The 25191-nt window shown below is 73.7% G+C and carries 21 protein-coding genes; 4 read left to right on the top strand and 17 right to left on the bottom strand.

Annotated features, from left to right (window positions below; translation table 11 throughout):
* Positions 1 to 42: 42 nt before the first annotated feature.
* The 14 genes from ACFCLZ_RS19835 to hisC all read right to left on the bottom strand — a co-directional run bounded on the left by ACFCLZ_RS19835 (position 43) and on the right by hisC (position 19090).
* The gene (locus ACFCLZ_RS19835; RefSeq protein WP_380277786.1) at positions 43 to 450 is read right to left on the bottom strand and encodes a hypothetical protein; all 408 of its coding nucleotides are present in this window, start codon (positions 448 to 450) and stop codon (positions 43 to 45) included.
* Complete coding sequence (locus ACFCLZ_RS19830; RefSeq protein ID WP_380277784.1) at positions 440 to 769, bottom strand: hypothetical protein; 330 nt, start codon at positions 767 to 769, stop codon at positions 440 to 442. Before ACFCLZ_RS19830 ends, ACFCLZ_RS19835 begins: the two co-directional genes overlap by 11 nt.
* A 326-nt stretch (positions 770 to 1095) precedes the next feature.
* Positions 1096 to 2904, bottom strand: coding sequence for a GAF domain-containing protein (locus ACFCLZ_RS19825; protein ID WP_380277782.1), 1809 nt, complete (start codon positions 2902 to 2904; stop codon positions 1096 to 1098).
* Positions 2905 to 2972: 68 nt separating this feature from the next.
* Positions 2973 to 6464 carry a thiol reductant ABC exporter subunit CydD gene (gene cydD / locus ACFCLZ_RS19820; protein ID WP_380277780.1) on the bottom strand — a complete coding sequence of 1164 codons (3492 nt, stop codon included), beginning with the start codon at positions 6462 to 6464 and terminating at the stop codon, positions 2973 to 2975.
* 4 nt (positions 6465 to 6468) lie between these two features.
* Positions 6469 to 7494, bottom strand: coding sequence for a cytochrome d ubiquinol oxidase subunit II (gene cydB, locus ACFCLZ_RS19815; protein ID WP_380277778.1), 1026 nt, complete (start codon positions 7492 to 7494; stop codon positions 6469 to 6471).
* A 31-nt stretch (positions 7495 to 7525) separates the two neighbouring features.
* Positions 7526 to 9070 carry a cytochrome ubiquinol oxidase subunit I gene (locus ACFCLZ_RS19810; protein ID WP_380277776.1) on the bottom strand — a complete coding sequence of 515 codons (1545 nt, stop codon included), beginning with the start codon at positions 9068 to 9070 and terminating at the stop codon, positions 7526 to 7528.
* 352 nt (positions 9071 to 9422) lie between these two features.
* Complete coding sequence (locus tag ACFCLZ_RS19805; RefSeq protein WP_380277774.1) at positions 9423 to 10808, bottom strand: oxygenase MpaB family protein; 1386 nt, start codon at positions 10806 to 10808, stop codon at positions 9423 to 9425.
* 169 nt (positions 10809 to 10977) lie between these two features.
* On the bottom strand, positions 10978 to 12543 hold the full coding sequence (locus ACFCLZ_RS19800) for a sensor histidine kinase (RefSeq protein WP_380277772.1): 1566 nt from the start codon (positions 12541 to 12543) through the stop codon (positions 10978 to 10980).
* A gap of 11 nt (positions 12544 to 12554) precedes the next feature.
* Complete coding sequence (locus ACFCLZ_RS19795; protein ID WP_380277771.1) at positions 12555 to 13310, bottom strand: response regulator transcription factor; 756 nt, start codon at positions 13308 to 13310, stop codon at positions 12555 to 12557.
* A 279-nt stretch (positions 13311 to 13589) separates the two neighbouring features.
* Positions 13590 to 14237: a hypothetical protein gene (locus tag ACFCLZ_RS19790; protein WP_380277770.1), complete on the bottom strand. Its 648-nt coding sequence runs from the start codon at positions 14235 to 14237 to the stop codon at positions 13590 to 13592.
* A gap of 16 nt (positions 14238 to 14253) precedes the next feature.
* On the bottom strand, positions 14254 to 15465 hold the full coding sequence (locus ACFCLZ_RS19785; RefSeq protein WP_380277768.1) for an ABC transporter permease: 1212 nt from the start codon (positions 15463 to 15465) through the stop codon (positions 14254 to 14256).
* Positions 15462 to 16271 carry an ABC transporter ATP-binding protein gene (locus tag ACFCLZ_RS19780; RefSeq protein ID WP_380277766.1) on the bottom strand — a complete coding sequence of 270 codons (810 nt, stop codon included), beginning with the start codon at positions 16269 to 16271 and terminating at the stop codon, positions 15462 to 15464. The genes ACFCLZ_RS19785 and ACFCLZ_RS19780 overlap by 4 nt, the downstream gene beginning before the upstream one ends.
* Positions 16271 to 17740: an efflux RND transporter periplasmic adaptor subunit gene (locus ACFCLZ_RS19775; protein ID WP_380277764.1), complete on the bottom strand. Its 1470-nt coding sequence runs from the start codon at positions 17738 to 17740 to the stop codon at positions 16271 to 16273. Before ACFCLZ_RS19775 ends, ACFCLZ_RS19780 begins: the two co-directional genes overlap by 1 nt.
* Before the next feature lie 279 nt (positions 17741 to 18019).
* Positions 18020 to 19090: a histidinol-phosphate transaminase gene (hisC, locus tag ACFCLZ_RS19770; protein WP_380277762.1), complete on the bottom strand. Its 1071-nt coding sequence runs from the start codon at positions 19088 to 19090 to the stop codon at positions 18020 to 18022.
* 333 nt (positions 19091 to 19423) lie between these two features.
* On the opposite strand from hisC, the gene ACFCLZ_RS19765 reads away from it, so the two are divergent.
* Positions 19424 to 20581 (top strand): LacI family DNA-binding transcriptional regulator, encoded by a 1158-nt coding sequence (locus ACFCLZ_RS19765; protein WP_078879728.1) that lies wholly within the window; start codon positions 19424 to 19426, stop codon positions 20579 to 20581.
* 145 nt (positions 20582 to 20726) lie between these two features.
* On the top strand, positions 20727 to 21860 hold the full coding sequence (locus ACFCLZ_RS19760) for a metallophosphoesterase (RefSeq protein WP_380277759.1): 1134 nt from the start codon (positions 20727 to 20729) through the stop codon (positions 21858 to 21860).
* On the opposite strand, the gene ACFCLZ_RS19755 is transcribed toward ACFCLZ_RS19760, so the two are convergent.
* Positions 21849 to 22241, bottom strand: a complete 393-nt coding sequence (locus ACFCLZ_RS19755; protein WP_380277758.1) for a hypothetical protein — start codon at positions 22239 to 22241, stop codon at positions 21849 to 21851. The genes ACFCLZ_RS19760 and ACFCLZ_RS19755 overlap by 12 nt on opposite strands.
* Positions 22242 to 22382: 141 nt before the next feature.
* On the opposite strand from ACFCLZ_RS19755, the gene ACFCLZ_RS19750 reads away from it, so the two are divergent.
* On the top strand, positions 22383 to 22775 hold the full coding sequence (locus ACFCLZ_RS19750) for a VOC family protein (RefSeq protein ID WP_380277756.1): 393 nt from the start codon (positions 22383 to 22385) through the stop codon (positions 22773 to 22775).
* Between the two features lie 70 nt (positions 22776 to 22845).
* Here ACFCLZ_RS19750 and ACFCLZ_RS19745 read toward each other — a convergent pair whose 3' ends face one another.
* On the bottom strand, positions 22846 to 23376 hold the full coding sequence (locus ACFCLZ_RS19745) for an anthrone oxygenase family protein (RefSeq protein WP_380277754.1): 531 nt from the start codon (positions 23374 to 23376) through the stop codon (positions 22846 to 22848).
* A gap of 71 nt (positions 23377 to 23447) precedes the next feature.
* On the opposite strand from ACFCLZ_RS19745, the gene ACFCLZ_RS19740 reads away from it, so the two are divergent.
* Complete coding sequence (locus ACFCLZ_RS19740; RefSeq protein WP_380277752.1) at positions 23448 to 24365, top strand: LysR family transcriptional regulator; 918 nt, start codon at positions 23448 to 23450, stop codon at positions 24363 to 24365.
* Here the strand turns inward: ACFCLZ_RS19740 and ACFCLZ_RS19735 are convergent.
* Entirely contained in the window at positions 24362 to 25156 is a 795-nt protein-coding gene (locus ACFCLZ_RS19735) for a helix-turn-helix transcriptional regulator (protein WP_380277750.1), read from the bottom strand. The genes ACFCLZ_RS19740 and ACFCLZ_RS19735 overlap by 4 nt on opposite strands.
* Positions 25157 to 25191 lie beyond the last annotated feature (35 nt).

The following is a 25191-nucleotide window of genomic DNA, read 5'->3' as shown; positions in this document are numbered from 1 at the left end:
AGAAGCCGCCCGAAGGCGGCTGGGAGCGGGGCAAAGGGACCGTCAGAACGGCCAGGCGTCGTCCCGGCCGGGACGGCGCAACTCCTGGCCCAGACGCTGGAGTCCGGCGAGGAAGCCGGTCACGCCGGCCTGGCACTGGTCGCGTCTCAGGTAGCCGCGGGCGCTGCGGGCCACCGGCCCGGCGGCGTCGGCGGCGCCCGGGCGGGTGCTGCGCACCGGCAGGTACGCCGTCCACACCCACAGCCGGGCCTCGGACTGGCCGACGGTACATCGCAGCGCGGCCCGCTCGATGATCAACTCGCGGACCGCCTCGGCGAGTTCCGCCTCACCGCGGTAGGTGCGCACGCCCACGCCGAGCTGCCGCCCGTTCGCCGCGCGCAGCGCCCAGGACAGCGAGCGGTCGCCGACCGGGACGGTCAGCAGGCGCGGCCCGCGCCGGTCAGCGGACATCGGACGTTCTCAACGACGGCCCCCGTTCGGAGAGTTCGGGCAGTTCCAGGGCCGGTTGCTTGGCCAGCAGCACGACAAAGCGTCGAAAGGCGTTCTGGCAGGTGGCGTACCGCTCGTAGGCGCGGCTGGACCGCACCTCCGGCAGGGTGCGGGAGCCGGGGATCACCCAGATCCAGCCGATGCCGTCCCGGACGTGCGTGATCCGGGCGGTGAGCCCGTCCGCGACGGCCCGTAAGCCGTCGAAGCCGCGCTCCGCCTCCCCGGCCGTTTCGTACGCGGCCGGGGTGACCGCGACGACGCGTCCGTTCGGTGCTTTCAACTGCCAGCGGTACCGCCCGTCCGGTGCCCGTTCGGCCCGGAACCCCCCTCGACTTGCCCCTGCTGCGGTGTGACCGCGGCTCAACGCGTCCACTGCTCCCCCACAGTCCGGTTTGCTCTCCGAGACGGGAGTAAAGCTATGTGTGCACACGAGAGCGCCGGAAGGCCGCGAAATGCACAACTTGCTCCGTTGGCCGGGAAGTTCTCTCTCGTTAAACTTTCACGGAGTACACACGGACTGCGCGCCAACCAACCCCGCGACGGATTCCCGTCGTTTACAAACCGTTCGAAGCCGTCCGAGGAAGGCCCCCTCGGTCGGACGGATGTTCACAACCGGGCCGTCCACCGCACCCGGGTGCCCCGGCCGTACGGGCCGGGCTCGTGCCAGGCGTCGCCGCCGAGCGCCTCGGCGCGCCGGGCCAGGTTCCGCAGGCCGCTGCGCCGCCCGCCCGCGGGGATGCCGACGCCGTCGTCGGTGACGGTCAGCAGGACGCCGGGCCGCCCGGCCCGGTCCAGCGACTCCGGGTCACCGCCGACCGGGCGGCCGCCGTTGTCCAGGTGCACGATCGCGTCGACCTCGACGCCGACCCGGGAGGCCCGCGCGTGCCGGGCCGTGTTGGAGAGCATCTCCCGGAGCGCGGCGAGCAGTTGACGGCCGGTCTTCTCGCCGACCAGGCTCTCCACCGGGCCGACGAAGGAGACCGAGGGCTTGAAGCCGAGCGCCGCCGCCGCCTGGCTGCACTCGCGCAGCAGCCGGGTCCGCAGGGTGTCCGGCGCGTCGCCCTGGTCGTCGTGCTGGAGCGCGTAGATGGTGGTGCGGACCTCCTGGATGGTGGCGTCCAGCTCGTCCACCGCCTCGCCGACGCGGACCTTCACCTCCGGGACGATGGCGCGCCGGGCCGCGCTCTCCAGCATCATGCCGGTGGCGAAGAGCCGCTGGATGACCAGGTCGTGGAGGTCGCGGGCGATCCGGTCGCGGTCCTGGAAGACGGCGAGCCGCTGCTGGTCGCGCTGGCCCTCGGCGAGCCGCAGCGCGAGCGCGGCCTGCGAGGCGAAGGTCTCGGCGAGCTGCTTCTCGGCCTCGGAGAACGGCACGGCGCCGCGCGAGCGCCAGACGCAGAGCCCGCCGAGCACCCGGCCGGCGGCCACCATCGGCACGGCCAGCGAGGGGCCGAAGCTGCGGGCCAGCCGGATCACCACGGTCGGATCCGTGGACATGTCGTCGAGGTGGACGCTCTCCCCCTTGAAGAGCTTGCCCGCGACGCTGTCGGACGGCATCAGCTCGCCCTGCAGGAACTCGGCGGCCTCCCCGGACGCGTGGGCGACCCGCATCTGGCCGTCGACGGTCGGCAGCAGGATCATGCCCAGCGCGGCGTCCGCCAGCTCCCGGACCTGCTCGGCGGCCACCGTGAGCGCCACCTCGGCCTCGTCGGTGGAGAGCAGCGCGGTGGTGACGGCGGCCGCCCCGGCGATCCACCGTTCGCGGCGCCGGCCCTCCTCGTAGAGCCGGGAGTTCTCGATCGCGACGCCGGCCGCGGCGGCCAGCGCGTGCACCACCTGCTCGTCCTCCGGGGTGAAGGCGCCGCCGCTGCGCTTCTCGGTGAGGTAGAGGTTGCCGAACACCTCGTCGCGGATCCGGATCGGTTCGCCGAGGAAGGTCTTCATCGCCGGGTGGTGCGGCGGGAAGCCGTACGAGCGCGGATCGGCGGTGAGGTCGGTCAGCCGCAGCGGCTCGGGCCGGTCGATCAGAGCGCCGAGGATGCCCCGGCCGACCGGCAGCTCGCCGATCTCCCGGACGGTCTCGTCCTCGACGCCGACGTGGATGAAGTCCTGCAGCCCCTGTCCCCCGGGCGCGACCACCCCGAGCGCGGCGTACCGGGCGTCCACCAGCTCGGCGGCGCCGGCGGCGATCCGGTGCAGGGTGGCGTGCAGGTCCAGCCCGGCGCCGACCGAGACCACCGCCTCCAGCAGCCGCTGCATTCGGTCGGTGACGGCGGCGGCGGACTGCAGCCGCTCCGACACCTCGGTGACCAGCGTGTCCAGCCCGAGCGAGGAGATCTCGGGCACCCGGTGCGGCGCCGGGTCGCTCTCCGGCTCCGGCGGGGTGAAGTCCGGCAGGTCTGGCGTGGGGTCCATGGTGAAGAGCGTAGTTTGTACGGTTTTCGACAGAAGGAGCGACGCGACGGGCGGCGGCCCCGCCCCGGCTAGCGGCCGACCGCGAGCGGCAGCCCGTCGGTCTCCCGCTCGCGGTCCCGCATCCCCCGCAGCAGCCCGCCGGGGCGGGCGAGGAGCTCGGACCAGCGGCCGCGCTCGACGACACGGCCGGCGTCCAGGACGAGCACCTCGTCGACGGTGGTGTCGTCCAGGCCGGCCAGCCGGTGGGTGATCAGGACGGTGGTGCGGCCGGCGGTGGCGGTGAGCAGGTCGGCGGTGAGGGCGTCGGCGGTGGGCAGGTCGAGGTGCTCGGCGGGCTCGTCCAGGACGAGCACCGGGAAGTCGGCGAGCAGTGCCCGGGCGAGCGCGAGCCGCTGGCGCTGGCCGCCGGAGAGGCGGGCGCCGTGCTCGCCGACCATGGTGTCCAGGCCGTCCGGCAGGGTCTCGGTGAAGTCCAGCAGCCGGGCGGCGGCGAGGGCGGCGCGCAGCTCGTCCTCGGCGGCGTCCGGCCGGGCGAGGCGGAGGTTCTCGCGCAGCGAGCTGTCGAAGACGTGCGCGTCCTGGGCGCAGAGCCCGATCACCCGGCGGACGTCCTCACCGGCGAGCTCCCGGCTGTCCACGGCCTCGGGGCGGCCGGCGGCGAGCAGCACGCTCCCGGCGTCCTGGTCGAGGAAGCGCAGCAGCGCCTGGGCGAGGGTGGTCTTGCCGGAGCCGGACGGGCCGACCACGGCGATCCGCCGGCCGGCGGCGAGGTCGAGGTCGACGCCGGACAGCGCGTCGCTCTCCTGGCCGGGGTGACGGGCGGTCAGCCCGCGGACGGCGATCGGCAGCGGCTGCTCGGGCAGGGCCTTCGGCGCGGCGGGTTCGGCGACGGCGGCGGGCGCGTCCAGCACCTCCGCGAGCCGCGCCGAGGCGGCCAGGCTGCGCCGGCGGGCCTGGACGGCGAGCGGCATGCCGGTGACGGCCTCGAAGGCGGCCAGCGGGGTGAGCACGACCACGGCCAGGCAGACCGGGGCGAGCGCCCCGGACTCGACGCCGCGCAGGCCGACGGCCGCGGCGGCGGCCACGGTGAGGCCGGTCAGCAGGGTGATCAGCCCGGTGCCGAGCGCGGCGGTGGCCGCCGAGCGGGCGGCCAGCCCGGTCAGCGCGCTGTCGGCGGCGCGGACGGCGGCGAGCCGGCCGGGCAGCGCGCCGGCCACGGTGAGCTCGGCCGTCCCGCTGAACGCGTCCAGCACGGTGGTGGCGAGCCGGCCGCGGGCCGGGGCCTGGCGGCGCTCGGCGGCGGCCGACCAGCGGGCGGCCAGCGCGGGCACCACCAGGCCCGCGAGCAGCAGGCCGGTGCCGAGGACCAGCCCGGCGGCGGGCAGGAAGGCGCCCATGGCGAGGGCGGCGGCCAGCGAGACCACGGCGGCCACGGCGGCCGGCAGGCGCCAGCGCAGGTAGTGGTCCTGGACGGCGTCGACGTCGGCGACCAGCCGGGAGAGCAGGTCGCCGCGCCGGAACGCGGGCAGCGCGGCCGGGGCGAGCGCGGTGAGCCTGCGGTACACGGCGGCGCGCAGGGTGCCGAGGGTGCGCAGCACGGCGTCGTGCGAGACCAGCCGCTCGGCGTAGCGGAAGACGCTGCGGCCGATGCCGAAGGCGCGCACCGAGGTGACGGCCATCATCAGGTAGAGGACCGGCGGCATCTCGGAGGCATAGGAGATGAGGTAGCCGGAGGTGGCCATCAGCGCGACGGCGCAGCCGAGCGCGAGGGCGCCGAGGAGGACGGAGAGGGCGAGGCGGGGCTTGACCGCGTCCGGGCCGGGCGACCGCTCGTCCTGCGGCGCCGGCGGGGTCGGGAGGCCGCGGTGCGCGAGCACCGGGACGGCCGCCGGGCAGGCCGGGGGAGCGGCCGGGCCGGCCAGCCGGACCTGCCGGTCGGCGGCGGCCAGCAGCGCGGGCCGGTGCGCGACCAGCAGCACGGTGCGCGCCGGGTCGGCGGCCAGCGCCCGGACGGTGTCCACCACGGCCGCCTCCGAGGCGCCGTCCAGGTTGGCGGTGGGCTCGTCGAGCAGGACGAGCGGACGGTCGTCGGCGAGCAGGACCCGGGCGAGCGCGAGCCGCTGGCGCTGCCCGGCGGAGAGCCCGGCGCCGTCCTCGCCGAGGAGGGTGTCCAGCCGGGTGACGAAGTCGAGGGCGTGGGCGGAGCGCAGGGCCGTCCACAGCTGGTCGTCGGTGGCCCCGGGCCGGTAGAGCCGCAGGTTGTCGGCGACGGTGCCGGCGAACAGGTGCGGGTGCTGCGGCACCCAGGCGATCTGCCGCCGCCAGCTCTCCGGCTCCAGGTCGGCCAGGTCGTACGTCCGCCCGTCGGCGGCGGTGATCCGGACGGTGCCGGCGTACGGGGCGGTGAGGCCGAGCAGGACGCCGAGCAGGGTGGACTTCCCGGCGCCGGACGGGCCGGTGAGCGCGACGGTCGCGCCCGGGTGCAGCGTCAGCGCGGCGTCGTCGAGGGCGGGCGCGGTGCGGTCGGGGAAGCGCACGGTGAGGCCGTCGGCCTCGACGGTGGCCCCGGCGAGGTCCGGCGCGGGGACGGTGCCGGCGGCCGGGAGCGGGGTCTCCAGCACCTCGAAGATCCGGTCGGCGGCGGTCAGGCCCTCGACGCTGGAGTGGTAGAGCGCGCCGACCTGGCGGATCGGGAAGTAGACCTCGGGGGCGAGGATCAGGATCAGCAGCCCGGTCTCCAGGTCGAGGCTGCCGTTCACCAGCCGGAAGCCGATCGAGACGGCGACCAGCGCCACCGAGAGGGTGGAGAGCAGTTCCAGGGCGAAGGAGGAGATGAAGGCGATCCGCAGCGTGCGCAGGGTGGCCCTGCGGTAGTCGGCGGTGATCCGGGCGATGGTGGCGGCCTGGGCGCGGGCCCGGTTGAAGACCTTGAGCGTCGGCAGCCCGGCGACCACGTCCAGGAAGTGGTGGGAGAGCCGGGCCAGGGTGGTCCACTGGCGGTCCATCCGGGCCTGGGTGGCCATCCCGATCAGCACCATGAACAGCGGGATCAGCGGCAGGGTACCGGCGATGATCGCCGCCGAGGTGGCGTCGGCGCCGACGATCCGCAGCAGCACGGTGGCCGGGACGATCACGGCGAGCGCCAGCTGCGGCAGGTAGCGGGCGAAGTAGTCGTCGAGCGCGTCGACGCCCCGGGTGGCGAGGGCGGTGAGTTCGCCGGTGCGCCGACCCGCCGGGTGGGCCGGGCCGAGCGCGGTGGCGTGGTCGAGCAGCCGGCGCCGCAGGGTGGACTTCACCCGGGCGACGGACCGGTGCGCGGTCAGTTCGGTGAGCCAGCCGACCAGCCCGCGCCCGATCGCGGTGAGCACCAGCAGCGCCAGCGGCGCGGTGAGCTCGTCGAGCCCGGCCCGCTGCTGGAAGCCGCGGACCACGAGCTCGGCGATCAGGCCCGCCTGGGCGACCACCAGGGCCGCGTTCGCCGCGCCCAGCAGGACGGTCCCGGCGAGGAAGGCCCGGGTGGTGCGGGCGTACCCGAGGAGTCGGGGGTCGACCGGCTTCACGGCGTCAGGCCTTGTCGAGGGCGGCGGCCGGGTCGTGCCCGGGGATGTGCTGGACACCGATCCGCTTGCGGAACACCCAGTACGTCCAGCCCTGGTAGAGCAGCACGAGCGGGGTGAAGACCGCCGCCACGATGGTCATCAGCTTGAGCGTGTAGGCCGAGGAGGCCGCGTTGCTCACGGTCAGGCTCCAGTCCGGGTTGAGCGTGGAGGGCATGACGTCGGGGAAGAGCGAGAGGAAGAGCATGGCCACGGCGGCCACGATCGTCACGCCCGACAGGGCGAACGCCCAGCCCTCGCGGGCCACCTGGTTGGCGGCGAGCGCGCCGACCAGCGCCAGCACCGCGATCACCAGGGCGGCGAGGCTCCAGCCGTTGCCGTGGTCGGCCTGGGTCCAGATCAGGAAGACCGCGGCCAGCGCCGCCGTCGCCAGGCCGGTGCGCAGGGCGCTGGCCCGGGCCCGGTCGCGGATGTCGCCGACCGTCTTGAGCGCGGCGAACACCGAGCCGTGGAAGACGAACAGGACGAGCGTCACCAGGCCGCCGAGCAGCGCGTACGGGTTGAGCAGGTCCCAGAAGCCGCCGACGAAGTTCTTCTGCGCGTCGATGTCGACGCCGCGCACGATGTTGGCGAAGGCGACGCCCCACAGGAAGGCCGGGATCAGCGAGGTCCAGAAGATCGCCTCCTCCCAGTTGCGCTGCCAGCGCGGCTCGGGCCGCTTGGCCCGGTACTCGAAGGCGACTCCGCGCACGATCAGGCAGACCAGGATGACCAGCAACGGGATGTAGAAGCCGCTGAACAGGGTGGCGTACCAGTCCGGGAAGGCCGCGAAGGTGGCGCCGCCGGCGGTCAGCAGCCAGACCTCGTTGCCGTCCCACACCGGGCCGATGGTGTTGATCAGCACCCGCCGCTCGGCGGTGTTCCTGGCCAGCGTCTTGGTCAGGACGCCGATGCCGAAGTCGAAGCCCTCCAGGAAGAAGTAGCCGATCCAGAGGACGGCGATCAGGACGAACCAGACGTCGTGAAGTTCCATGGTGTGTCGGTCCTATCGATCCTCAGTGGCCTCAGTAGGCGAAGGCGAGCGGCTTGTCGGCGTCGTCGTCGGAGGCCGGGCCGCGCAGGGACGGGTCCTTGGCGGGCGGCTGCTCGTCGGTGGCCGGGCCGGCCTTGGCGTACTTGACCAGCAGCTTGACCTCGATGACGGCGAGGATCGCGTACAGCGCGGTGAAGGTGCACAGCGCGCCGATCTGGGTGCCGACGCTCACGTTGGGCGAGACGGCGCTGGCGGTGGTCATCAGTCCGAAGACCGCCCAGGGCTGGCGGCCCATCTCGGTGAAGATCCAGCCGAAGCTGTTGGCGATCAGCGGGAAGCCCATGGTGAGGATGCCGATCCGCCAGCTCCACTTGGTGAGGAACGGGCCGAGCTCCCGCTTCGGGGTGAGCATCAGCCGCGGCACCTCCTCGTCGCCGGTGCGGAACTCCGGTGCCAGGAAGCGCTTCTTCCGGGTGGTCCAGAGTCCGATCAGGCCGGCCACGAAGGAGGTCATCCCGAAGCCGATCATGAGGCGGAAGCCCCAGTAGGTGACGAAGATGCTCGGGATGTAGTCCTTGGGGTCGCCGCCGTACTTGGCGGCCTCGGCGGCGGCGGTGTCGTTGATGCCGGGGACGGCGGAGCTGAAGTCGCTGTTGGCGAGGAAGGACAGGGCGGCGGGGATCTCCAGCTCGACCGAGTTGTGGCCCTTGCTGACGTCACCGACCGCGAAGATCGAGAACGGCGCGGGGGCCTTGGTGTCCCAGAGCGCCTCGGCGGCGGCCATCTTCATCGGCTGCTGGCGGAACATGACCTTGGCGAGCTGGTCGCCGCTGAGCGCGGTGCCGAGGCCCGCGATGACGGCGAGGACGAGGCCGAGGCGCAGCGAGGTGCGCATCGCGGCGACCCGCTTGGGGTTCGCGGTGGCCGGCTTGCGCTTGGCCTTCCAGAGGTGGAAGGAGGCGATGCCGACCACGAACGCCGCGCCGGTGAGGAAGGCCGCGGTCAGGGTGTGCAGGACGACGGTGATGGTGGTGTCCTGGAACAGCACCCGCGCGATGTCGTTGAGCTGCGCCTTCCCGGTGGCCGGGTCGATCGCGTAGCCGACCGGGTGCTGCATCCAGGAGTTGGCCGCCAGGATGAAGTAGGCGGAGAGCACGGTGCCGAGCGCGACCATCCAGATGCAGGCGCAGTGCAGCTTCCTGGGCAGCTTGTCCCAGCCGAAGATCCACAGGCCGATGAAGGTCGACTCGAAGAAGAAGGCGATCAGCGCCTCCATCGCGAGCGGGGCCCCGAAGACGTCGCCGACGAAGCGGGAGTAGTCGGACCAGTTCATGCCGAACTGGAACTCCTGGACGATGCCGGTGACCACGCCCATCGCGATGTTGATCAGGAAGAGCTTGCCCCAGAACTTGGTGGCGTGGAAGTACTTCTCCTTGTCCGTCCGCACCCACGCGGTCTCCAGGCCGGCGACGATCGCGGCGAGGCTGATGGTGAGCGGGACGAAGAGGAAGTGGTAGACGGTGGTGATGCCGAATTGCCATCGCGCGATGGTCTCGTGAGCGATTGCCAGTTCCACGTCGCCCTCTCTCCAACCGACCCTGTCGAGGTCACATTTCAGGACAAACTTCATCTATAGCGGGAGACCGCTGCCCAAGCGCGCAAGCTTGTCCGCTTGTGAACGTGAACACGTTCACAAGCATCAGTATCCACCACTCTTACAGGTGATTTGCAGGCGGGGTGGGTTTGACCGGCAGCGATGCCGTGCGCACAGTCTGCGAAGGGGGCTCCGGAACCACAACGAGCGAGGGGGCGGGTGGCGCGGAGAATGTGGACGATCCGTAGCATTGACAGCCGCTGGATCATCCAGGACGGCCTGTTCGAGGCGTCCGCCCCCGGCGACGGGCCGGCCGAGCGCGGCCGGGGCGTGTCTAGGGCCGGCCGAGGAGCTGGGTGCCGGGGGCGGAGGCGGCGCGGGCGGTGAAGAAGTCGATGAAGCCGCGCACGAACTCGGCCACGGTGATGACGCCGTCCCCGTCGGTGTCCAGCCGGCGGAAGCCGTGCGAGAGCTCGGCCGGGTGCACCCGCCGGCCGCCGAACAGCACCCGGTACTCGGCGAAGTCCAGCAGGCCGTCCCCGTCCGCGTCGGCCGCCGCGAACACCGCCCGCAGCGCGGGCAGCAGGCCGCCCTCCAGGTAGGCCGGGTCGCGGTCGCAGCCGGCCAGCGTCGCGGCGACGTACTCGTCCCGGCTGATCCGGCCGTCGCCGTCGGTGTCCATGGTCGCCCGCAGCTGCTCCCACCACGCCTCGAACGCGGCGTACACCCGGGCCTCGCCCTCCTCGGAGAGCTCCAGCTGCCAGCAGACGTTGTGCGCCATCGCCTGGAGGTCGCGGGCCGTCAGCAGGCCGTCGCCGGTCTGGTCGAGGACCTCCCGGAAGAACCGGTCCAGCCGGGGCGGCCGGGTGTCCTGGCGCGGCATCCGCCGGGGCCGGGACGGCGGACGGACACCGGGGGCGCGGTAGCGGAAACGGTCCGGCAGCCTGCTCAGCACCGCCCGGCCGCCGCGGTGCAGCACCCGGGAGAGCAGCGCGCCGCGGCGGGTGCGGACCAGGCCGAACCGCTCGCGGTACACCGCCGGGAGGTCCGCGACGGTCAGCTCGGTGAGCACCCGGGCGACCACCGACCGCAGCACCCGCCAGCCGGCCGGCCCGAGGAAGCGCAGCCGGCGCGGGCAGGGCGCCTCGTGCAGCATGTCGTACAGCAGGTGGCGCGCCGCCCCGGTGAACTCCAGCCGCTCGGCGGTCGTCCGCCGCAGGTAGCCGGGCAGCTCGGCGGCGGTCGCGGGCAACTCCCCCGCCGGCAGCCCGAACACCGCCGTGATCTCGGCGAACTCCTTGTAGAGGGAGTCGAGTTCGTCCGCCGTGTACGGCTCGCCGCTCAACTCCCGCATGGCGGCCACCGCTTCGAAGAGGGTGAGCAGCACCCAGGCCCGGGTGGCCGGGTCGTGGGCGTCGTACGCCCGGCCGTCCTCGGTGGTGCCGCGGATCCGGCGGTGCGCCCGGTCGAGCCGCTGGACCTCGCGCCAGAGCTGCTCCTGGTCGGCCTGGAAGAGCCGCCGCCCGCTGTCGAGGGTGTGCTCGATCCGGCGCCAGGGGTGGCTGCGGTAGGTGGAGTGCTCGCCCATCCCGGCCGCGACCACCGGATGGGAGGCCTGGAGCACCAGCAGCCGCCAGGCGACGAGCACGATCCGCCACTCCGAGAGGTCCCGGCGGAAGGAGACCTCGGGACGTGCTGCTGACGCTGCTGACGCTGCCATCCGGGAATCTCCTGGGAGTTGCGGGACCTTCGCGTACGGGCGGGGCCCTTCCCGGCCGTCCGGCGGGGAAACCAGACGCCGGATTGATCAGACAGTCCTACTTGGCAGGCACCGCCAGTTCTGCGAGGTCCGCCGCGTCCGGACGCGGCGGCGACGACGTTCTCCTCGGCTACGAGCGCTGGTGGGGGAGTTCCAGGCGGAAGGTGGCGCCGGTGCCGGGGGTGGTGTGGAGGGTGAGGGCGCCGCCGTGGGCATGGGTGAGGGCGGTGGCGATGGCGAGGCCGAGGCCGGCCCCGCCGCGGCGGTCGTGGCGGCTGCGGGAGGCGTCGACGCGGTAGAAGCGGTGGAAGACCAGGGCGGCCTGGTCGGCGGTGAGGCCGGGGCCCGAGTCGGTGACCTCCAGCAGGCAGAGGCCGCCCTCGGTGCCCACGCCGATCCGCACCGGGGTGCCGGGCGGGGTGTGCTTGACGGCGTTGCCGACCAGGTTGGTGACCACCTGGCGCAGCCGGGCCTCGTCGCCGAGGACCGGCGCGGGTCCGGGCGGGCCGCTGCCGGCCGGGCCGGTGAGCGCGACCGGGCGGCTCGGGTCGAGCGCGGTGAGGTCGTGCAGGGCGTCGGCGGCGAGGGTGCGCAGGTCCATCGGGGCGAGGTCGAGCGGGCGTTCCTCGTCGAGCCGGGCGAGCACCAGCAGGTCCTCGACCAGGGCGCCCATCCGCACCGCCTCGTTCTCGATCCGCCCCATGGTGCGCCGTACGTCGGCCTCGGTCGGCAGGGCACCCATCCGGTACAGCTCGGCGAAGCCGCGGATGCCGGCCAGCGGGGTGCGCAGCTCGTGCGAGGCGTCCGCGACGAAGCGCCGCATCCGGGCCTCGGACTCCGCGCGGGCGGCGAACGCGGACTCGATCTGCGCCAGCATGCCGTTCAGCGCGATGGACAGCCGGCCGACCTCGGTGTGCGGCGGGAGGACGGGCATCCGGTGGGAGAGCTCGCCGGCGGCGATCCGCTGGGCGCCCTCCTCGATCCGGCGCAGCGGCCGCAGCCCGGCCCGGACGGCGAAGAAGCCGAGCGCGGCGATCAGCACCAGGACGGCGGCGCCGATGCCGAGGAAGGCGGTGCGCAGCCGGGCGACCGTGCCGTCGACGTCCTCCCGGGAGATGGCCACCATCACGTACGCCGCCGAGGGCGTGGGCGCGGCGAAGGCGCCGGCCACCGGGGCGCTCTGCCGCTGGACCGGCACCACCAGCGCCCGCCAGCGGTCCCGGCCGCCGCGCTGGTCGGCCAGGTCGAAGGGGGTGTCGGGCTCGACCCGGGCCGGGTCGAAGCGGGCCGGCTGCGGCGCCGGGTCGTTCTCGGAGACCGGCTGGCGCGCCACGAACAGCACGGTGCCGTCGGCGGACAGGTACTGGACCAGGTACTGGCTGGGCAGGGTGGCCAGGAACTGCGGGGAACTGCGCTTGCCGGCGGCCGAGGGCAGCTGCTGCTTGCTCTCCGGCCAGCTGAGCCGGGACGGGGTGCGGTGGGCGAGTGGCTCGCCGTAGCGCTCCAGCTGTTCGTCGAGCCGCTGCACCAGCTGGTGCCGGACGGTCCCGAGCACCACGGTGTCGCTGACCACCAGCCCGGTGGTGACCAGCGCGAGGGCGAGCACCAGCAGCCGGGCGCGCAGCGACAGCCGGCCGCGGCGGCGCGGCGGCGCGGCCGGGCCCGGCTCCGCGCTGGTCGGCTCCGCGGGGGTCATCTCCGTGCTGCTCAGCTCTGCGGCGGGCGGCGCAGGGCGTAGCCGATGCCGCGCACGGTGTGGATCAGCTTGGGCCCGTGCGCCGGACCGGAGTCGAGCTTGCGGCGCAGGTAGGAGATGTAGGACTCGACGATGGAGAGGTCGCCGCCGAAGTCGTAGGCCCAGACGTGGTCGAGGATCTGGGCCTTGGAGACCACCCGGCCGACGTTGGCCATCAGGTAGTGCAGCAGCTTGAACTCGGTCGGGGAGAGCGCGACCACGCTGCCGCCGCGGGTGACCTCGTGGGCCACCGGGTCGAGGAGGAGGTCGGCGACGATCAGCCGGCCGTCCTCGGCCGGTCCGCCGGAGCGGCGCAGGATGGCGCGGATCCGGGCGATCAGCTCCTCCAGGCTGAACGGCTTGGTCACGTAGTCGTCGGCGCCGGCGGCGAGTCCCTGGACCTTGTCGCCGACACCGTCCTTGGCGGTGAGGAAGAGCACCGGCAGGTGGTCGCCGGGGTGGCCGTGGGCGGGGCCGGCGATCAGGCCGCGGCTGGTCTGCTCGCGCAGCCGCTCGACGAGGGTGAAGCCGTCGAGGTCGGGCAGCATCACGTCGAGGACGACCAGGTCCGGGCGGTCGGCGGCGATCAGCCGGAGCGCCTCGGCGCCGGTCGCGGCGGAGGCCACCCGGAAGCCGGAGAAACGCAGTGAGGCGGACAGCAGTTCGCGGATGTTCGGTTCGTCGTCGACGACGAGGAGGAAGGCCTCCCCCTGCCCGCCGCTGTTCACCGCCGAGGTTCCTGGTGTCGACACAGTGCCTTGCACGGGGGTTCCGCCTCCCGGTCGGACGATGGCGTTCAGCTCGAGGCTAGCCCGGGGAGGCTATGGGCCATCGATGAATGTTGGATTAACACCTTATCCGGCGGTTTTGTCCGGGCTGCCCCGCGGGGCGGCCCTGGGTGGTGTGCGCACGGCTCCGGCGGCGGGCCGCGCGGCGGCGAGGGGGTGCGCGGCCCGGCCCCCCGGAGGAGGTGGGGCCGGGCCGCGCGGGCGTCCGGGGCGGCCGGGTCAGCCGCCGGACGCGGACCGGGAGGGGGCGGCGCCGGGCCCGCCGGCTCCGCCCGCCCCGAAGCCGGCCGTGCCCTCGACCAGCTGGGTCGCGGCGTAGCCGCCGTCGCCGGAGGGGGTGCCCATCACCGTGACGCTCTGGCCGGGCTGCAGGTCGCCGACCTTGCCCTCCTTGTTGAGCTGCACCTTGGTGCTGTCGGCGGTGGTCACCTTGATCGTGTTGCCGTTGGCGTCGGTGAGGTAGACCGTGGTGCCGTCCACGGCCTTGACCGTGCCCCGGGTGAAACCGCCCTGACCGCCCTGACCGCCCTGACCTCCCTGGCCGTTGCGGCGGTTGCCGGTGCCGTTGCCGGTGCCGGTGCCGTTGCCGGGGAAACCGGTCGCTCCGGCCCCCCGCGGCTGCTGGGCCCCGGCGGCCGTCGTCCGGCCGGATCCGCCGGCGCGGTCGGGGCCCCGGTCCTTCTGGTACCAGACGCCGCCGGCGAACGCCGCCGTGGCGATCACCGCCCCGGACAGCGCGAGCGGGACCCAGGGCAGCCGGCGGCGCGGCGGCGCGGCCAGCTCACCGCTGACGTCCCGGGCGTCCGGCGCGGTGGAGAGCAGGGCGACCTGCTCGGCGGGGGTGCGCGGCTCGATCTCGTCGCTCATGGTCTGCGGTCCTTGGTCACTCGTGCCGGAGGGCGTCGATCGGGCGCAGCGAGGCGGCCCGGTTGGCGGGGTAGCTGCCGAAGAACAGGCCGATGGCGACGGCGATGCCGAACGCTCCGAGCACCGACTCGGGGATCACCACCGGCTCGATGCCGACGATCTTGAAGCGGGCACCGGCGATCCCGGCCAGCACGCCCAGCCCGGCGCCGACCACCGACAGCAGGGTGGCCTCGGTGAGGAACTGCCCGAGGATCACCCCGCGCGGGGCGCCGAGCGCCTTGCGGATGCCGATCTCCCTGGTCCGCTCGGTGACGGTGACCAGCATGATGTTGGTGATGCCGATCCCGCCGACCAGCAGCGAGATCGCGGCCACCGCGCCGAGCAGCACCGTGAAGGTCCTGGTCGTCGACTCGCGGGCGCTGAGCAGCGAGGCCTGGCTGCTGATCCGGAAGTCCGCCTTGCCCGGGTCGGCGATCGCGTGCGTGCCGAGCAGGACGCGGGTGATCTCGGACTGGGCCTGCGCCGTGCTGTCCGCCGAACCCGCCTGGACCAGGATCTGGTTGACCGAGCCGAAGCCGGTGAACGCGTTCTGCACCGTCGGCAGCGGGGCGATCAGCACGTCGTCGGGGTCGGTGAAGCCGGTGCCGCCCTTGGCCTGCAGCACGCCGACCACGGTGAACGGGGTCCCGCCGACGGTCACCGTCCTGCCGACCGGGTCGGCGGCGGCGAACAGCTGCCTGGCGGTGGTCGCCCCGAGCACCGCCACCTTGCGGGAGTTCAGGACGTCGTCCTCGGTGAAGTACTCGCCGTGCTCGACCTTCTGGTTGGCGGTCTCGAAGTACGCCGGGTAGGTGCCGACGATCGAGCCGGGGTTGTAGGAGATGTCCCCGTACAACGCGGTGCCGCTCGCCGTCACCACCGGCGCCACCGACCGGACGGCCCCGGCGTCCGCCTCGGTGGCCAGCGCCCTGGCATCGGCCACGGTCAGCTTCCTGGCGGCGCCGGCCGAGCGCGCGCCGCCGGTGGCGGAGCCGGACGTCACGGTGAGCGCGTTGGTGCCGAGCGAGGTGATCGACTCCTTGACCGCGACCGAGGAGCCGTTGCCGACGGCCAGCAGCAGGATCACCGAGGCGACGCCGATCAGCACCCCCAGCATGGTGAGCGCGGAGCGCACCTTGTTGGCGGCCAGGCCGCCGGCGGCGAAGCGGAGCGTCTGCCAGAGGATCACGCCGGCACCCCCGCCCGGAGCAGCGCCGGCGGCGGCCCGTCCACCGGGGCCTGCCGGACGTCGGCGACGATCGCGCCGTCGACCAGCCGCAGCACCCGCTTGGCGTGCCGGGCGACCTCGTCCTCGTGGGTGATCAGCACGACCGTGCGGCCGGTGGCGTTGAGGCCGTCGACGAGGGCGAGCACCTCCTCGGTGGAGCGGCTGTCCAGGTTGCCGGTGGGTTCGTCGGCGAGCAGCATCGCGGGCGCGGTGACCAGCGCCCGGGCCACCGCGACGCGCTGCTGCTGGCCGCCGGAGAGCTCGTTCGGCCGGTGCCCGGAGCGCTCGGCCAGGCCGACCAGGCAGAGCGCGGCGAGCGCCCGGCGGCGGCGCTCGGCGGACCGCACGCCCGCGTAGGCGAGCGGCAGTTCGACCTGGGCGAGCGCGGTGGTGCGCGGGACGAGGTTGAAGGACTGGAAGACGAAACCGATCTTGCGGTTGCGGACCAGCGCGAGCTGCTGCTCGTCCAGGTGGCCGACGTCGATGCCGTCCAGCAGGTAGCGGCCGGAGGTCGGCACGTCGAGGCAGCCGAGGATGTTCATCAGGGTCGACTTGCCGGAGCCGGAGCTGCCCATCACGGCGACGTAGTCGCCCTGCTCGATGTCCAGGTCGACGCCCAGCGGGGCGCCGGTGGCCGGATCGTCGGGGCCGCGCAGCGCGTGCACGGTGGCGTCGCCGTGGCCGTAGGACTTGGTGAGGCGGCGGATCCGGATCACCGGGGCCGGTGCCTCGGGGCCGGCGGGGAGGGCGGGGAGGCGGTGCGGCATCAGCGGCCACCGCCCCGGCCGGCGCCCGCGCCGCCCGCAGCGCCGCCGATCCCGGCCACACCCGCACCGCCCGCGCCCGCACCGCCCGCGCCGGCGCCGCCCCGGTTGCCGCCGGCCCCCGGGAAGGAGCCGTTGGGGAAGCCGTTCGAGCCGCTGGTGGAGGCCAGTTCGACCTTGTCGCCCTCGGCCAGCCCGGAGACCACCTGCACCGTGGTGTCGCCCTCGACACCCACCTCGACGGTGACCCGCTCGGTGCCGCCGTCCGGGTGCACCACGGTGGCCGTCCGGCTCGCCCCGGTGCCGGACAGGGCGGCGGTGGGCAGCGAGAGGGCGTCGTCCGCCTCGCCGGTGACCACCGAGACGGTCGCGCTCAGACCGGTGCGCAGCCTGCTGACGTCCCCGGAGATCTGGAGCGTCGCCGCGTACTGGACGGCGGACGACCCTCCGCCGGAGCCGCTCACCGGCAGCGGGCTGACCGACAGCACGGAGGCGTTGAACCTGCTGTCGGACTGCGCGTTCAGCGTGACGGTGGCGGCCTCGCCCTTCTTCAGCTTGAGCGAGTCCAGCTCGGAGAAGTTGGCGGTGACCTGCATCCCGGTCGGGTTGGTCAGCACGATGAAGCCGCTGGGGGCGGTGGAGGAGCCGGACGACGACTTGGTGCCGGACGAGGCGGAGGAGGAACCGCCGCCGGTCGAGCCGACCGTGTCGCCGGCCTTGCCCGCCACCGAGGCGACCGTGCCGTCCACCGACGCGGTGAGCGTCGTCCCGGCCAGCGCCGCCTGGGCGTTGGCGAGGCTGGTCTGCGCGGTGGCGAGCTGCTGCTCGGCCTGGGCGACCGCCGCGTCGTCGACCTTGGTGGTGCTGATGGTGGTGGTCTGCGGCTCGGGCACGGTGTTCTGCGCCGCCGGGACGGTGGCCTGCGCGGACGGGCCGGTCTGCGCGGAGGGGTCGGACTGCGGGGCGGGCGTACTGCTCCCGCCCGCCCCGCGTCCGCCCGACCCGCCCGACCCGCCCGACCCGGAGGACCCGGACGAGCCGTTGGACCTGGCCGGCAGCTGCTGGACGGTGGTTGTGGTGACCCCCGCCCGGGCCTTGGCCAGGTTGACCGTGGCGGTGTTCAGCGCGGACTGCGCGGCGTCCACCTGCTGCTGGGCCGAGGTGGTGTCGACGGTGGCGAGCACCTGCCCCTTGGTCACCGTGTCACCGACGGCGACCTTGACGGCCGTGAGCCGCCCTCCGGTGGTGAAGTCCTGGGCGGCGTCGGTGGGCGAGGCCAGGGTGCCGGTTCCGGACACCGTGGCCAGGACCGTGCCCTTGGTGACGGTCGCCGTCCGGACCGGGGTCTTGGCCGCCGCCGTACCGGTGCCGTCGTCCAGCACCGTGTACGCCAGGGCGGCGGCACCGACCAGGGCCACGCCGAGCGCGGAGTTGACGAGGACGGCACCTCGCCGTCGCGGGAACACCTTCATGGCGGACAGCATCCCGGGGCGCTCTTGCGCCGTCCTGGACGCCGCCTGGGAGATGGCTGACCGCCCGAACCGGGCATATGTCCACGGTTCGCCCGCCGCCGGGTGGCGCCTTGGCGGCCGCCGGGCGAACCGTTGACCGACCTTCCAGCCGCCTCCCAGGAACCCCCAGGCACTCCTGATCCGCCGGGCCCCCGCCGGGCCCCGGCCGGCCCCGGAAACGCCGCGGCGGAGCGGGCGGCCCCACCGGGCCTCCCGCTCCGCCGCGCACCGCGCGAGGGCCTACAGCTCCTTGCGGAACGCCTCCGCCACCGCGAGGAAGATCGAGTTGCCCTCGACCTCGCCGATCGAGATCCGCACGCCCTCCGGGAAGGGGCGGACGATCACGCCGGCCGCGGCGCAGGCCGCCGCGAAGTCCTGCGAGCGCTCGCCCAGTTCCAGCCAGACGAAGTTGGCCTGCGAGTCCGGGATCTCCCAGCCCTGGGCGCGCAGCGAGGCCACCACCCGGCCGCGCTCCTCGACCAGCGCGTCCACCCGGACCATCAGGGCGTCCTCGGCGCGCAGCGAGGCCACGGCGGCGTCCTGGGCGAGCTGGGTGACGCCGAACGGCACCGCGGTCTTGCGCAGGGCGTTCGCCACCGGCTCGTGCGCGATCGCGAAGCCGACCCGCATCCCGGCCAGGCCGTAGGCCTTGGAGAAGGTCCGCAGCACGCAGACGTTCGGGCGGTCCCGGTAGAGGTCGATGCCGTTGGGCACCTCGGGGTCGCGGATGAACTCGATGTACGCCTCGTCGACGACGATCAGCACCTCGGACGGGACGGCGTCCAGGAAGCGCTCCAGCTCGGCGCGGTGGATCACGTTGCCGGTGGGGTTGTTGGGGTTGCAGACGAAGATCAGCCTGGTCCGCCCGGTGACCGCGGCGAGCATCGCGTCCAGGTCGTGGTCCCCGCCGGCGGTGAGCGGCACCGGGACCGGGGTCGCGCCGGCGATCTGGGTGATGATCGGGTAGGCCTCGAAGGAGCGCCAGGCGAAGATCACCTCGTCGCCGGGGCCGGCGGTGGCCAGGATCAGCGACTGGGCGACGCCGACCGAGCCGGTGCCGGTGGCGATGTGCTCGGCTGGCACGCCGAAGTGCTCGGCCAGCACGGCGGTCAGCTCGGTGGCGGCCATGTCGGGGTAGCGGTTGAGCCGGCCGGCCGCGGCGACCGCCGTCTCCAGCACGCCGGGGAGCGGCTCGTAGGGGTTCTCGTTGGACGACAGCTTGTACGCGTCGGCGCCGGCGGGCTTGCCGGGCTTGTAGCTGGGGATGCCGTCCAGGGTCGGCCTGAGGCGGGGGCCCTGTGCTGCGGTCACGGTCGCTCTCCTTCTGTCTTTCCCGCTGCGTTCGCCCGCCACGGTCGGGATCGCCGCCGTGCCCGGGATCTGGGAACGCACCCGGTCCACCCCGGTCGGGTGCCCTGAACGATACCGATCGCACTCACCCGTAGGAGTGAGATGCCCGGTCGGGTTACAGGTGCAGATCAGCCATTCTGCCGGGTTCCTTTGGCACATGTCAGAGGTAAACCGGCTGGTTCCGTCCGGGGATCGAAGGGGCGCGCGCGGGCTCACTCATGGAGAAACGTATCTCCACAGGCTCCCAATGCGCCGGTCACAGACCCTTGTCAGGAGCCATACGATCGGTCCGCCATGACAGCAGCAGCCAACCAGAGCGGTCGGCGACCCACCACCTCACGGCGTCTGGAGCGGGCCGGCATCCGGGATGTGGCAGCAGCCGCCGGAGTGTCGATCACCACCGTCTCCGACGCGCTGAACGGGAAGGGCCGCCTGCCCGACGAGACCAGAAGCCGGGTGCGCGAAGTCGCCGAGCGCCTCGGTTACCGCCCCTCGGCGGCCGCCCGAACCCTGCGCACCGGACGGTCCGGCCTGATCGGTCTGACCGTCACCACCTACGGCGAAGAGCCGTTCACCTTCACCGAGTTCGCCTACTTCGCCGAGATGGCCCGGGCCGCCACCAGCGCCGCCCTGGGCCGCGGCTACGCGCTGGTGGTGCTGCCCGCCTCCTCCCGCCACGACGTCTGGGGCAACATCGCCCTGGACGGCACCGTGGTGATCGACCCGCCCGACCAGGACCCGCTGGTCAGCGAGCTGTACCGGTCCGGCGTCCCGGTGGTCAGCGACGGCAAGCCGGGCAACTGCCCGGTCACCGCCTGGGTCGACAACGACCACGAGGCCGCCGTGCTCGGCATCCTCGACCACCTCTCCGAGGCCGGCGCCCGCCGGATCGGCCTGCTCACCGGCACCAGCACCGACACCTACACCCGGCTCTCCACCGAGGCCTACCTCGGCTGGTGCGCCAAGGTCGGCCAGGAGCCGGTCTACGAGACCTACCCCGCGCACGACCCGGCCGCCGGCGCCGTCGCCGCCGACCGGCTGCTCGCCCGCCCCGACCGGCCGGACGCCGTCTACGGCCTCTTCGACCCCAACGGCACCGACCTGCTCGCCGCCGCCCGCCGCTACGGCCTGCGGGTGCCCGACGACCTGCTGCTGGTCTGCTGCAGCGAGAGCGACGTGTACGCGACCACCGAGCCGCCGATCACGACCCTGTCGCTCAAGCCCCGGCGGATCGGCACCACCGTGGTGAACCTGCTGATCGACGCCATCGAGGGGGTGGACTCCGGCACCGGCGTCGACATCGCCCGGCTCTTCCCACCGCGTTTCCGCACCGCCGGCACCGGCCCGCCGCCCGGCACCCTGATGCCCACCGAGCTCATCGTCCGCGCCTCCTCCCAACGCCGGAGCCCGCGCACCACGGTCAGCCCGCCCCGCCCGCCGGGCGAGGTGTGACCCCGGGCCGCACCCCCGGGCGTGCGGCCCACCCCCTGCCGAGTCGGGACAAAACGGACCTGACGGACCGACCGGCTGACGCTCCGGAGGATTGGATACCCACCAGGTGACGACGCCGGGAGAGTGGTCTTCCTATGATGGGCGAATGACACCCGAGGACCGCTTCCCCGGGCCTGAACACCCGGACTCAGGCCCACGCCACCAGCCGGACCTCGACGTGCTGCCGTACGGCACCTATTACGAACCGGAACCCGTCGCCGACTACTCCGGGGGCGGCTACGAGGCCGAGACCTACAGCGGCTACGGCGGCGCCCGCTACCTCGAACAGCACTGGCCGGCCGCCGGCCCCGAGCACGGCCACACCGTGCACGCCCAGAGCGGCGGCGACGACCCGCCGACCATCGAGCTCGGCCCCCCGCTCACCGAACCCGGCCTGCCCTACCACCCGTACCCGGCCCCCGGCCCCGGCGAGCCGCCCGGCCCGCTCTACGTGGTCGGCGACGTGCACGGCTACCTCGACGAGCTCCGCGCCGAGCTGCGCCACCAGGGCCTGATCGACGCCGACGGCCACTGGTCGGCCGGCCGCTCCCGGATCTGGTTCCTCGGCGACTTCACCGACCGCGGCCCCGACGGCATCGGCGTCATCGACCTGGTCATGCAGCTCGCCGCCGAGGCGGCCGCGGCCGGCGGCTACTGCCGTGCCCTGATGGGCAATCACGAACTGCTCTTCCTGGGCGCCGCCAGGTACGGCGACGAGCCGGTCCAGTCCACCGCCGGCACCGCCTCCTTCCTCGCCGCCTGGCGGCTCAACGGCGGCCAGCAGAACGACCTGGACCGCCTGGAGGCGCACCACATCAGCTGGCTCTCCCGGCTCCCGGCGATCGCCCTGGAGGACGGCCACCTGCTGCTGCACTCCGACACCACCGCGTACCTGGAGTACGGCGAGTCCATCGCCGAGGTCAACGACGCCGTCCACGACCTGCTCGCGGACGAGGGCGTCGACGAGTGGTGGGACTGCTTCCGCCGGTTCACCAAGCGGTTCGCCTTCCGCGGCGAGCCCGGCCCGACGGCCGTCCGCGAGCTGCTGGACACCTACGGCGGCGCGCGCGTCGTGCACGGGCACAGCCCGATCCCGTACCTCACCGGCGCGGTGCACGCCGACGACGGCATGCCGCCGCACGTCCCGGGACCGTACGTCTACGCGGACGAGCTGGCCGTCGCCATGGACGGCGGCGTGACGATGGAGGGCCGGCTGCTGGTCTCCCGCCTACCGGTCTGACCCGCGGGGGCCGGCCCGCTCCGGGAGCGTCACCGGCACCCGGTCCGCCGCCACGGAGGCCGCCCGCGCCACGGAGTCCGCCGCCGCCCGGACGAACGCGCGGATCCGCTCCGTGGTGCTCCCCTCCAGCCGGACCGGCCCGCGCTCGATCGGCGGGGCGTCGCGGATCGGCACGACCAGGGTCAGCATCTCCGCGAACGTGCCCCCGACCGGGCCCTTCGGCACCGGGCGGCGCCCCGACGGGGTGCGGTCGGGGGTGCGGTCCCGCTTGAAAGCCGCCGAGGTCACCTCGGGGTACTGCACCACCGGGTGGTCGCCCAGGACCTCCAGCGACACCGAGGCGGCGCCCGCCGGCGGATGCCCGGCCGCCACGGCGAGCACCCGGCGCGCCCCTCCCGTTGTTCAGCCCGTCTCAATGATCGTTCACCGATGCCGCCTTGATGGCACCGGCCGGCCGGTGGATCGTGGAGGAACAGCACCCGGCCGCGTCCGCCGCGACGCCCCTCCCCGACTGGAGCCACCATGCCCGCCCTGCGCGTGAAGGCCTTCGACCACCTCGTGCTCAACGTCCGCGACGTCGAGCGCTCGCTGGAGTTCTACAGCGGCCTGCTCGGGCTGGAGCCGGTCCGGGTCGAGGAGTGGCGGGCCGGGAAGGTCTCCTTCCCGTCCGTCCGGGTCACCCCCGAGACGATCATCGACCTGACGGCCCGCCCGCGCGGCGAGTCCAACGTCGACCACATCTGCCTCACCGTGGACCCGCTCGACTGGCAGGAGGTCATCGACGCCGGCACCTTCACCGTCCTGGAGGGCCCCGTCCAGCGCTACGGCGCCCGCGGCAACGCCACCTCCGTCTACGTCCAGGACCCGGACGGCAACACCGTCGAACTCCGCTGGTACCCCGAGGACGCCGCCTGACCGACGGACCCGGCTGACCGACGGACCCGGCTGCCGTGGGCGGCGAACTCCGCGGACCTCTCGGCCGGGCTCAGCTCGCGGCCGGCACTCGCCCTGTCTCGCGTAGGGCGAGGGTGATCAGGACGGCGAACGCCGCCACCGCGGTCAAGGTGCGGGCATCGTTGAACAGTTCCCATCGGCGCAGGATCTCCGCGTGGTCGGCGGGCGGCGCGGTGGCGGCCCACTGCTTGATGCGGCCGTTGATCGGGATGTTCCCGAACCGGGTGATCAGGAAGGACGTGACGATCAGGGCCCCTGCCGTGCCGGCGAGGATCCGGGCGCGGCCGCGTGCCAAGGCGGCCAGGGCGAGGGAGCTGAGGGCCGAGACCGCCATCGCCCCCTGCATCGTGATGCCGTTCATCTTCATCAGCTCGGTGTGGAAGTGGAGTCTCATGTCGATCGGCACGGCGTTGAAGGTCGGGACGAGGTTGGCGGCGCCGTAGCCGAAGGCTCCGGCGAGCAGGCCGGCGGACAACAGGGACGCCCCCTGGAGGAGCCGGATGCGCGTGGTCACCGCGCCGGCCCGGGCCTTCGATTCCGTACGTGCACTCGCGTTCGCCATGTGATCAAGCCTGCGGCCGGGCAAGCGATATCTCCAGTAGACAATTCTGCTGCGATCTAGAATCACCGGTTATGGAACTCCGCCAGCTGCGCTACTTCGTCTCCGTCGTCGAGGACGGTGGCTTCACCCGCGCCGCTGCCCGACTGCATCTGGCGCAGCCCGGCCTCAGCTCCCAGATCCGGCAACTGGAGAAGGAGTTGGGGCAACCCCTGCTCGACCGTTCCGGCCGGTCCGTGACGCCGACCGAGGTGGGCCGGGCGGTCCTGCCGTACGCCCGCGCCGCCCTGGCCGCGGCGGACGCGGTGCGTCAGACGGTGGATGCGTACACCGGGCTGCTGCGCGGACGGGTCACGCTCGGGCTGGTCTCCAGCGCCACGGGCCACGCCTTCGACATCGCCGCCTTCCTCGCGGACTTCCACGACACCCACCCCGCGGTGGAGGTGGCACTCACCGAGGACACCACGGAGCGGATGCAGGCCGCGCTCCTGGCCGGCGAGCTCGATATCGCCGTCCTCGGGCTCACCGCGGAGGAACCCCCGCCCGGGATGGCCTTCCAGACGGTGATCGATGTTCCGCTGGTCGCCGCCGTCGCACCCGGCGATCCGCTTCTCGACCGCGTGGACCGCACGAGCGTCCCGCTGGCCGATCTGAGCGATCGGCCGCTGATCTGCCTGTCGCGCGGCACCGGGGTGCGCGCGGCGTTCGAACGCGGCTGCGCGCAGGCAGGGTTCCGGCCCCGGGTCGCTTTCGAGGCGGCAGCCCCGCATGTGCTCGCGAAGCTCGCCGCCCGGGGCCTGGGTGTTGCCGTGCTACCGGGTGGCGAGGACGAGCCCGGCGTCGAGGGACAGCTCCGGACCCTGCGGATCGTCGAGCCCGAGATCCGTGCCCGCATCGCTCTCGCCTGGCGGGCCACCGGACCCGTGAGCCCCGCGGCCCGGGTGCTGGTCGACCGCCTGCGCGAAGCCCTGCCGAAGCAACCGGAACGCTAGCGAAAGCCTCGCGGGACGCGAACCGGGGCAAGCAGCCGGCGCAGCACCGTGGGTGTGTGCCCCACGTGCTCGCGGACGATGCGAGTCAGGTGCGCCTGGTCGGCGAAGCCGAGCTGTGCTGCCAGGTGGGCGAGGCTGGGTTCGCCCTCGGCGATCCGGTCCATGGCCCGGGCGACGCGTACACGGTTGCGGTAGCGGGTCAGCGAGACGCCCGTCTCCCTGGAGAACACCCGGCTCAGCCGGTAGGGCGACACCTCCAGCAGCGCGGCCAGGGCGAAGAGCCTTTCGGCCTCCGGGGCCCCTTCGATGATCGCCTCGCGCGCCGCCGCGGCCAGCGCCCGGTCGGCCGGCCGGGAGCGGACGGCCGGCTCACCGGCCGCGGCCGCGACGAGGCGGAGCAGTTCCTCCGTCAGCGCGTAGTCGATGTCACCGGTGCCCGCGGCGGCGACCAGACGGCGGTGGGCGAGATCGACGCGCGCGTCGACATGCACCGTCGTCGCGGCGGGCGGGCGCCCGAGGAGGGAGGGCTCGAAGCTGACCGACGTGCAGACGTCGCCGCCGGCCGGGTGTGCGAAGCGCTCCTGTTCGCCGGGCGCGCCCCAGTAGGCCATGGTCGGGTCCAGATCGGCGTCGGTGCCGTCGGCCGATCGCCGAAACCTGCCGCGCCGCACCAGCACCAGGCGGTGATCGTCGCGGGTCTCCGGCTGCGACCACCGGGCGTGGTCGGAGCGGCACCCCACCACGGCCACGGTGAACTCCGGCCGGGCCGCGAGGGTCGATGCGGACAGCATGCCGCGAACGGTACCCGCCGGGTACGACAGAACGG

Source organism: Kitasatospora purpeofusca, from assembly GCF_042691725.1.
GTDB classification, from domain to species: domain Bacteria; phylum Actinomycetota; class Actinomycetes; order Streptomycetales; family Streptomycetaceae; genus Kitasatospora; species Kitasatospora purpeofusca_B.
This window is presented reverse-complemented; position numbering and strand designations above follow the sequence as displayed.

Coding starts and splice junctions, on each gene's coding strand:
- ACFCLZ_RS19775 (WP_380277764.1), bottom strand. CDS start 17,740: ATGAAGGTGTTCCCGCGACGGCGAGGTGCCGTCCTCGTCAACTCCGCG.
- ACFCLZ_RS19805 (WP_380277774.1), bottom strand. CDS start 10,808: ATGGCAGCGTCAGCAGCGTCAGCAGCACGTCCCGAGGTCTCCTTCCGC.
- ACFCLZ_RS19735 (WP_380277750.1), bottom strand. CDS start 25,156: ATGCTGTCCGCATCGACCCTCGCGGCCCGGCCGGAGTTCACCGTGGCC.
- ACFCLZ_RS19745 (WP_380277754.1), bottom strand. CDS start 23,376: ATGGCGAACGCGAGTGCACGTACGGAATCGAAGGCCCGGGCCGGCGCG.
- ACFCLZ_RS19765 (WP_078879728.1), top strand. CDS start 19,424: ATGACAGCAGCAGCCAACCAGAGCGGTCGGCGACCCACCACCTCACGG.
- ACFCLZ_RS19780 (WP_380277766.1), bottom strand. CDS start 16,271: ATGCCGCACCGCCTCCCCGCCCTCCCCGCCGGCCCCGAGGCACCGGCC.
- ACFCLZ_RS19740 (WP_380277752.1), top strand. CDS start 23,448: ATGGAACTCCGCCAGCTGCGCTACTTCGTCTCCGTCGTCGAGGACGGT.
- ACFCLZ_RS19825 (WP_380277782.1), bottom strand. CDS start 2,904: ATGGACCCCACGCCAGACCTGCCGGACTTCACCCCGCCGGAGCCGGAG.
- ACFCLZ_RS19790 (WP_380277770.1), bottom strand. CDS start 14,237: ATGAGCGACGAGATCGAGCCGCGCACCCCCGCCGAGCAGGTCGCCCTG.
- ACFCLZ_RS19800 (WP_380277772.1), bottom strand. CDS start 12,543: ATGACCCCCGCGGAGCCGACCAGCGCGGAGCCGGGCCCGGCCGCGCCG.
- cydB (WP_380277778.1), bottom strand. CDS start 7,494: ATGGAACTTCACGACGTCTGGTTCGTCCTGATCGCCGTCCTCTGGATC.
- ACFCLZ_RS19760 (WP_380277759.1), top strand. CDS start 20,727: ATGACACCCGAGGACCGCTTCCCCGGGCCTGAACACCCGGACTCAGGC.
- ACFCLZ_RS19835 (WP_380277786.1), bottom strand. CDS start 450: ATGTCCGCTGACCGGCGCGGGCCGCGCCTGCTGACCGTCCCGGTCGGC.
- ACFCLZ_RS19750 (WP_380277756.1), top strand. CDS start 22,383: ATGCCCGCCCTGCGCGTGAAGGCCTTCGACCACCTCGTGCTCAACGTC.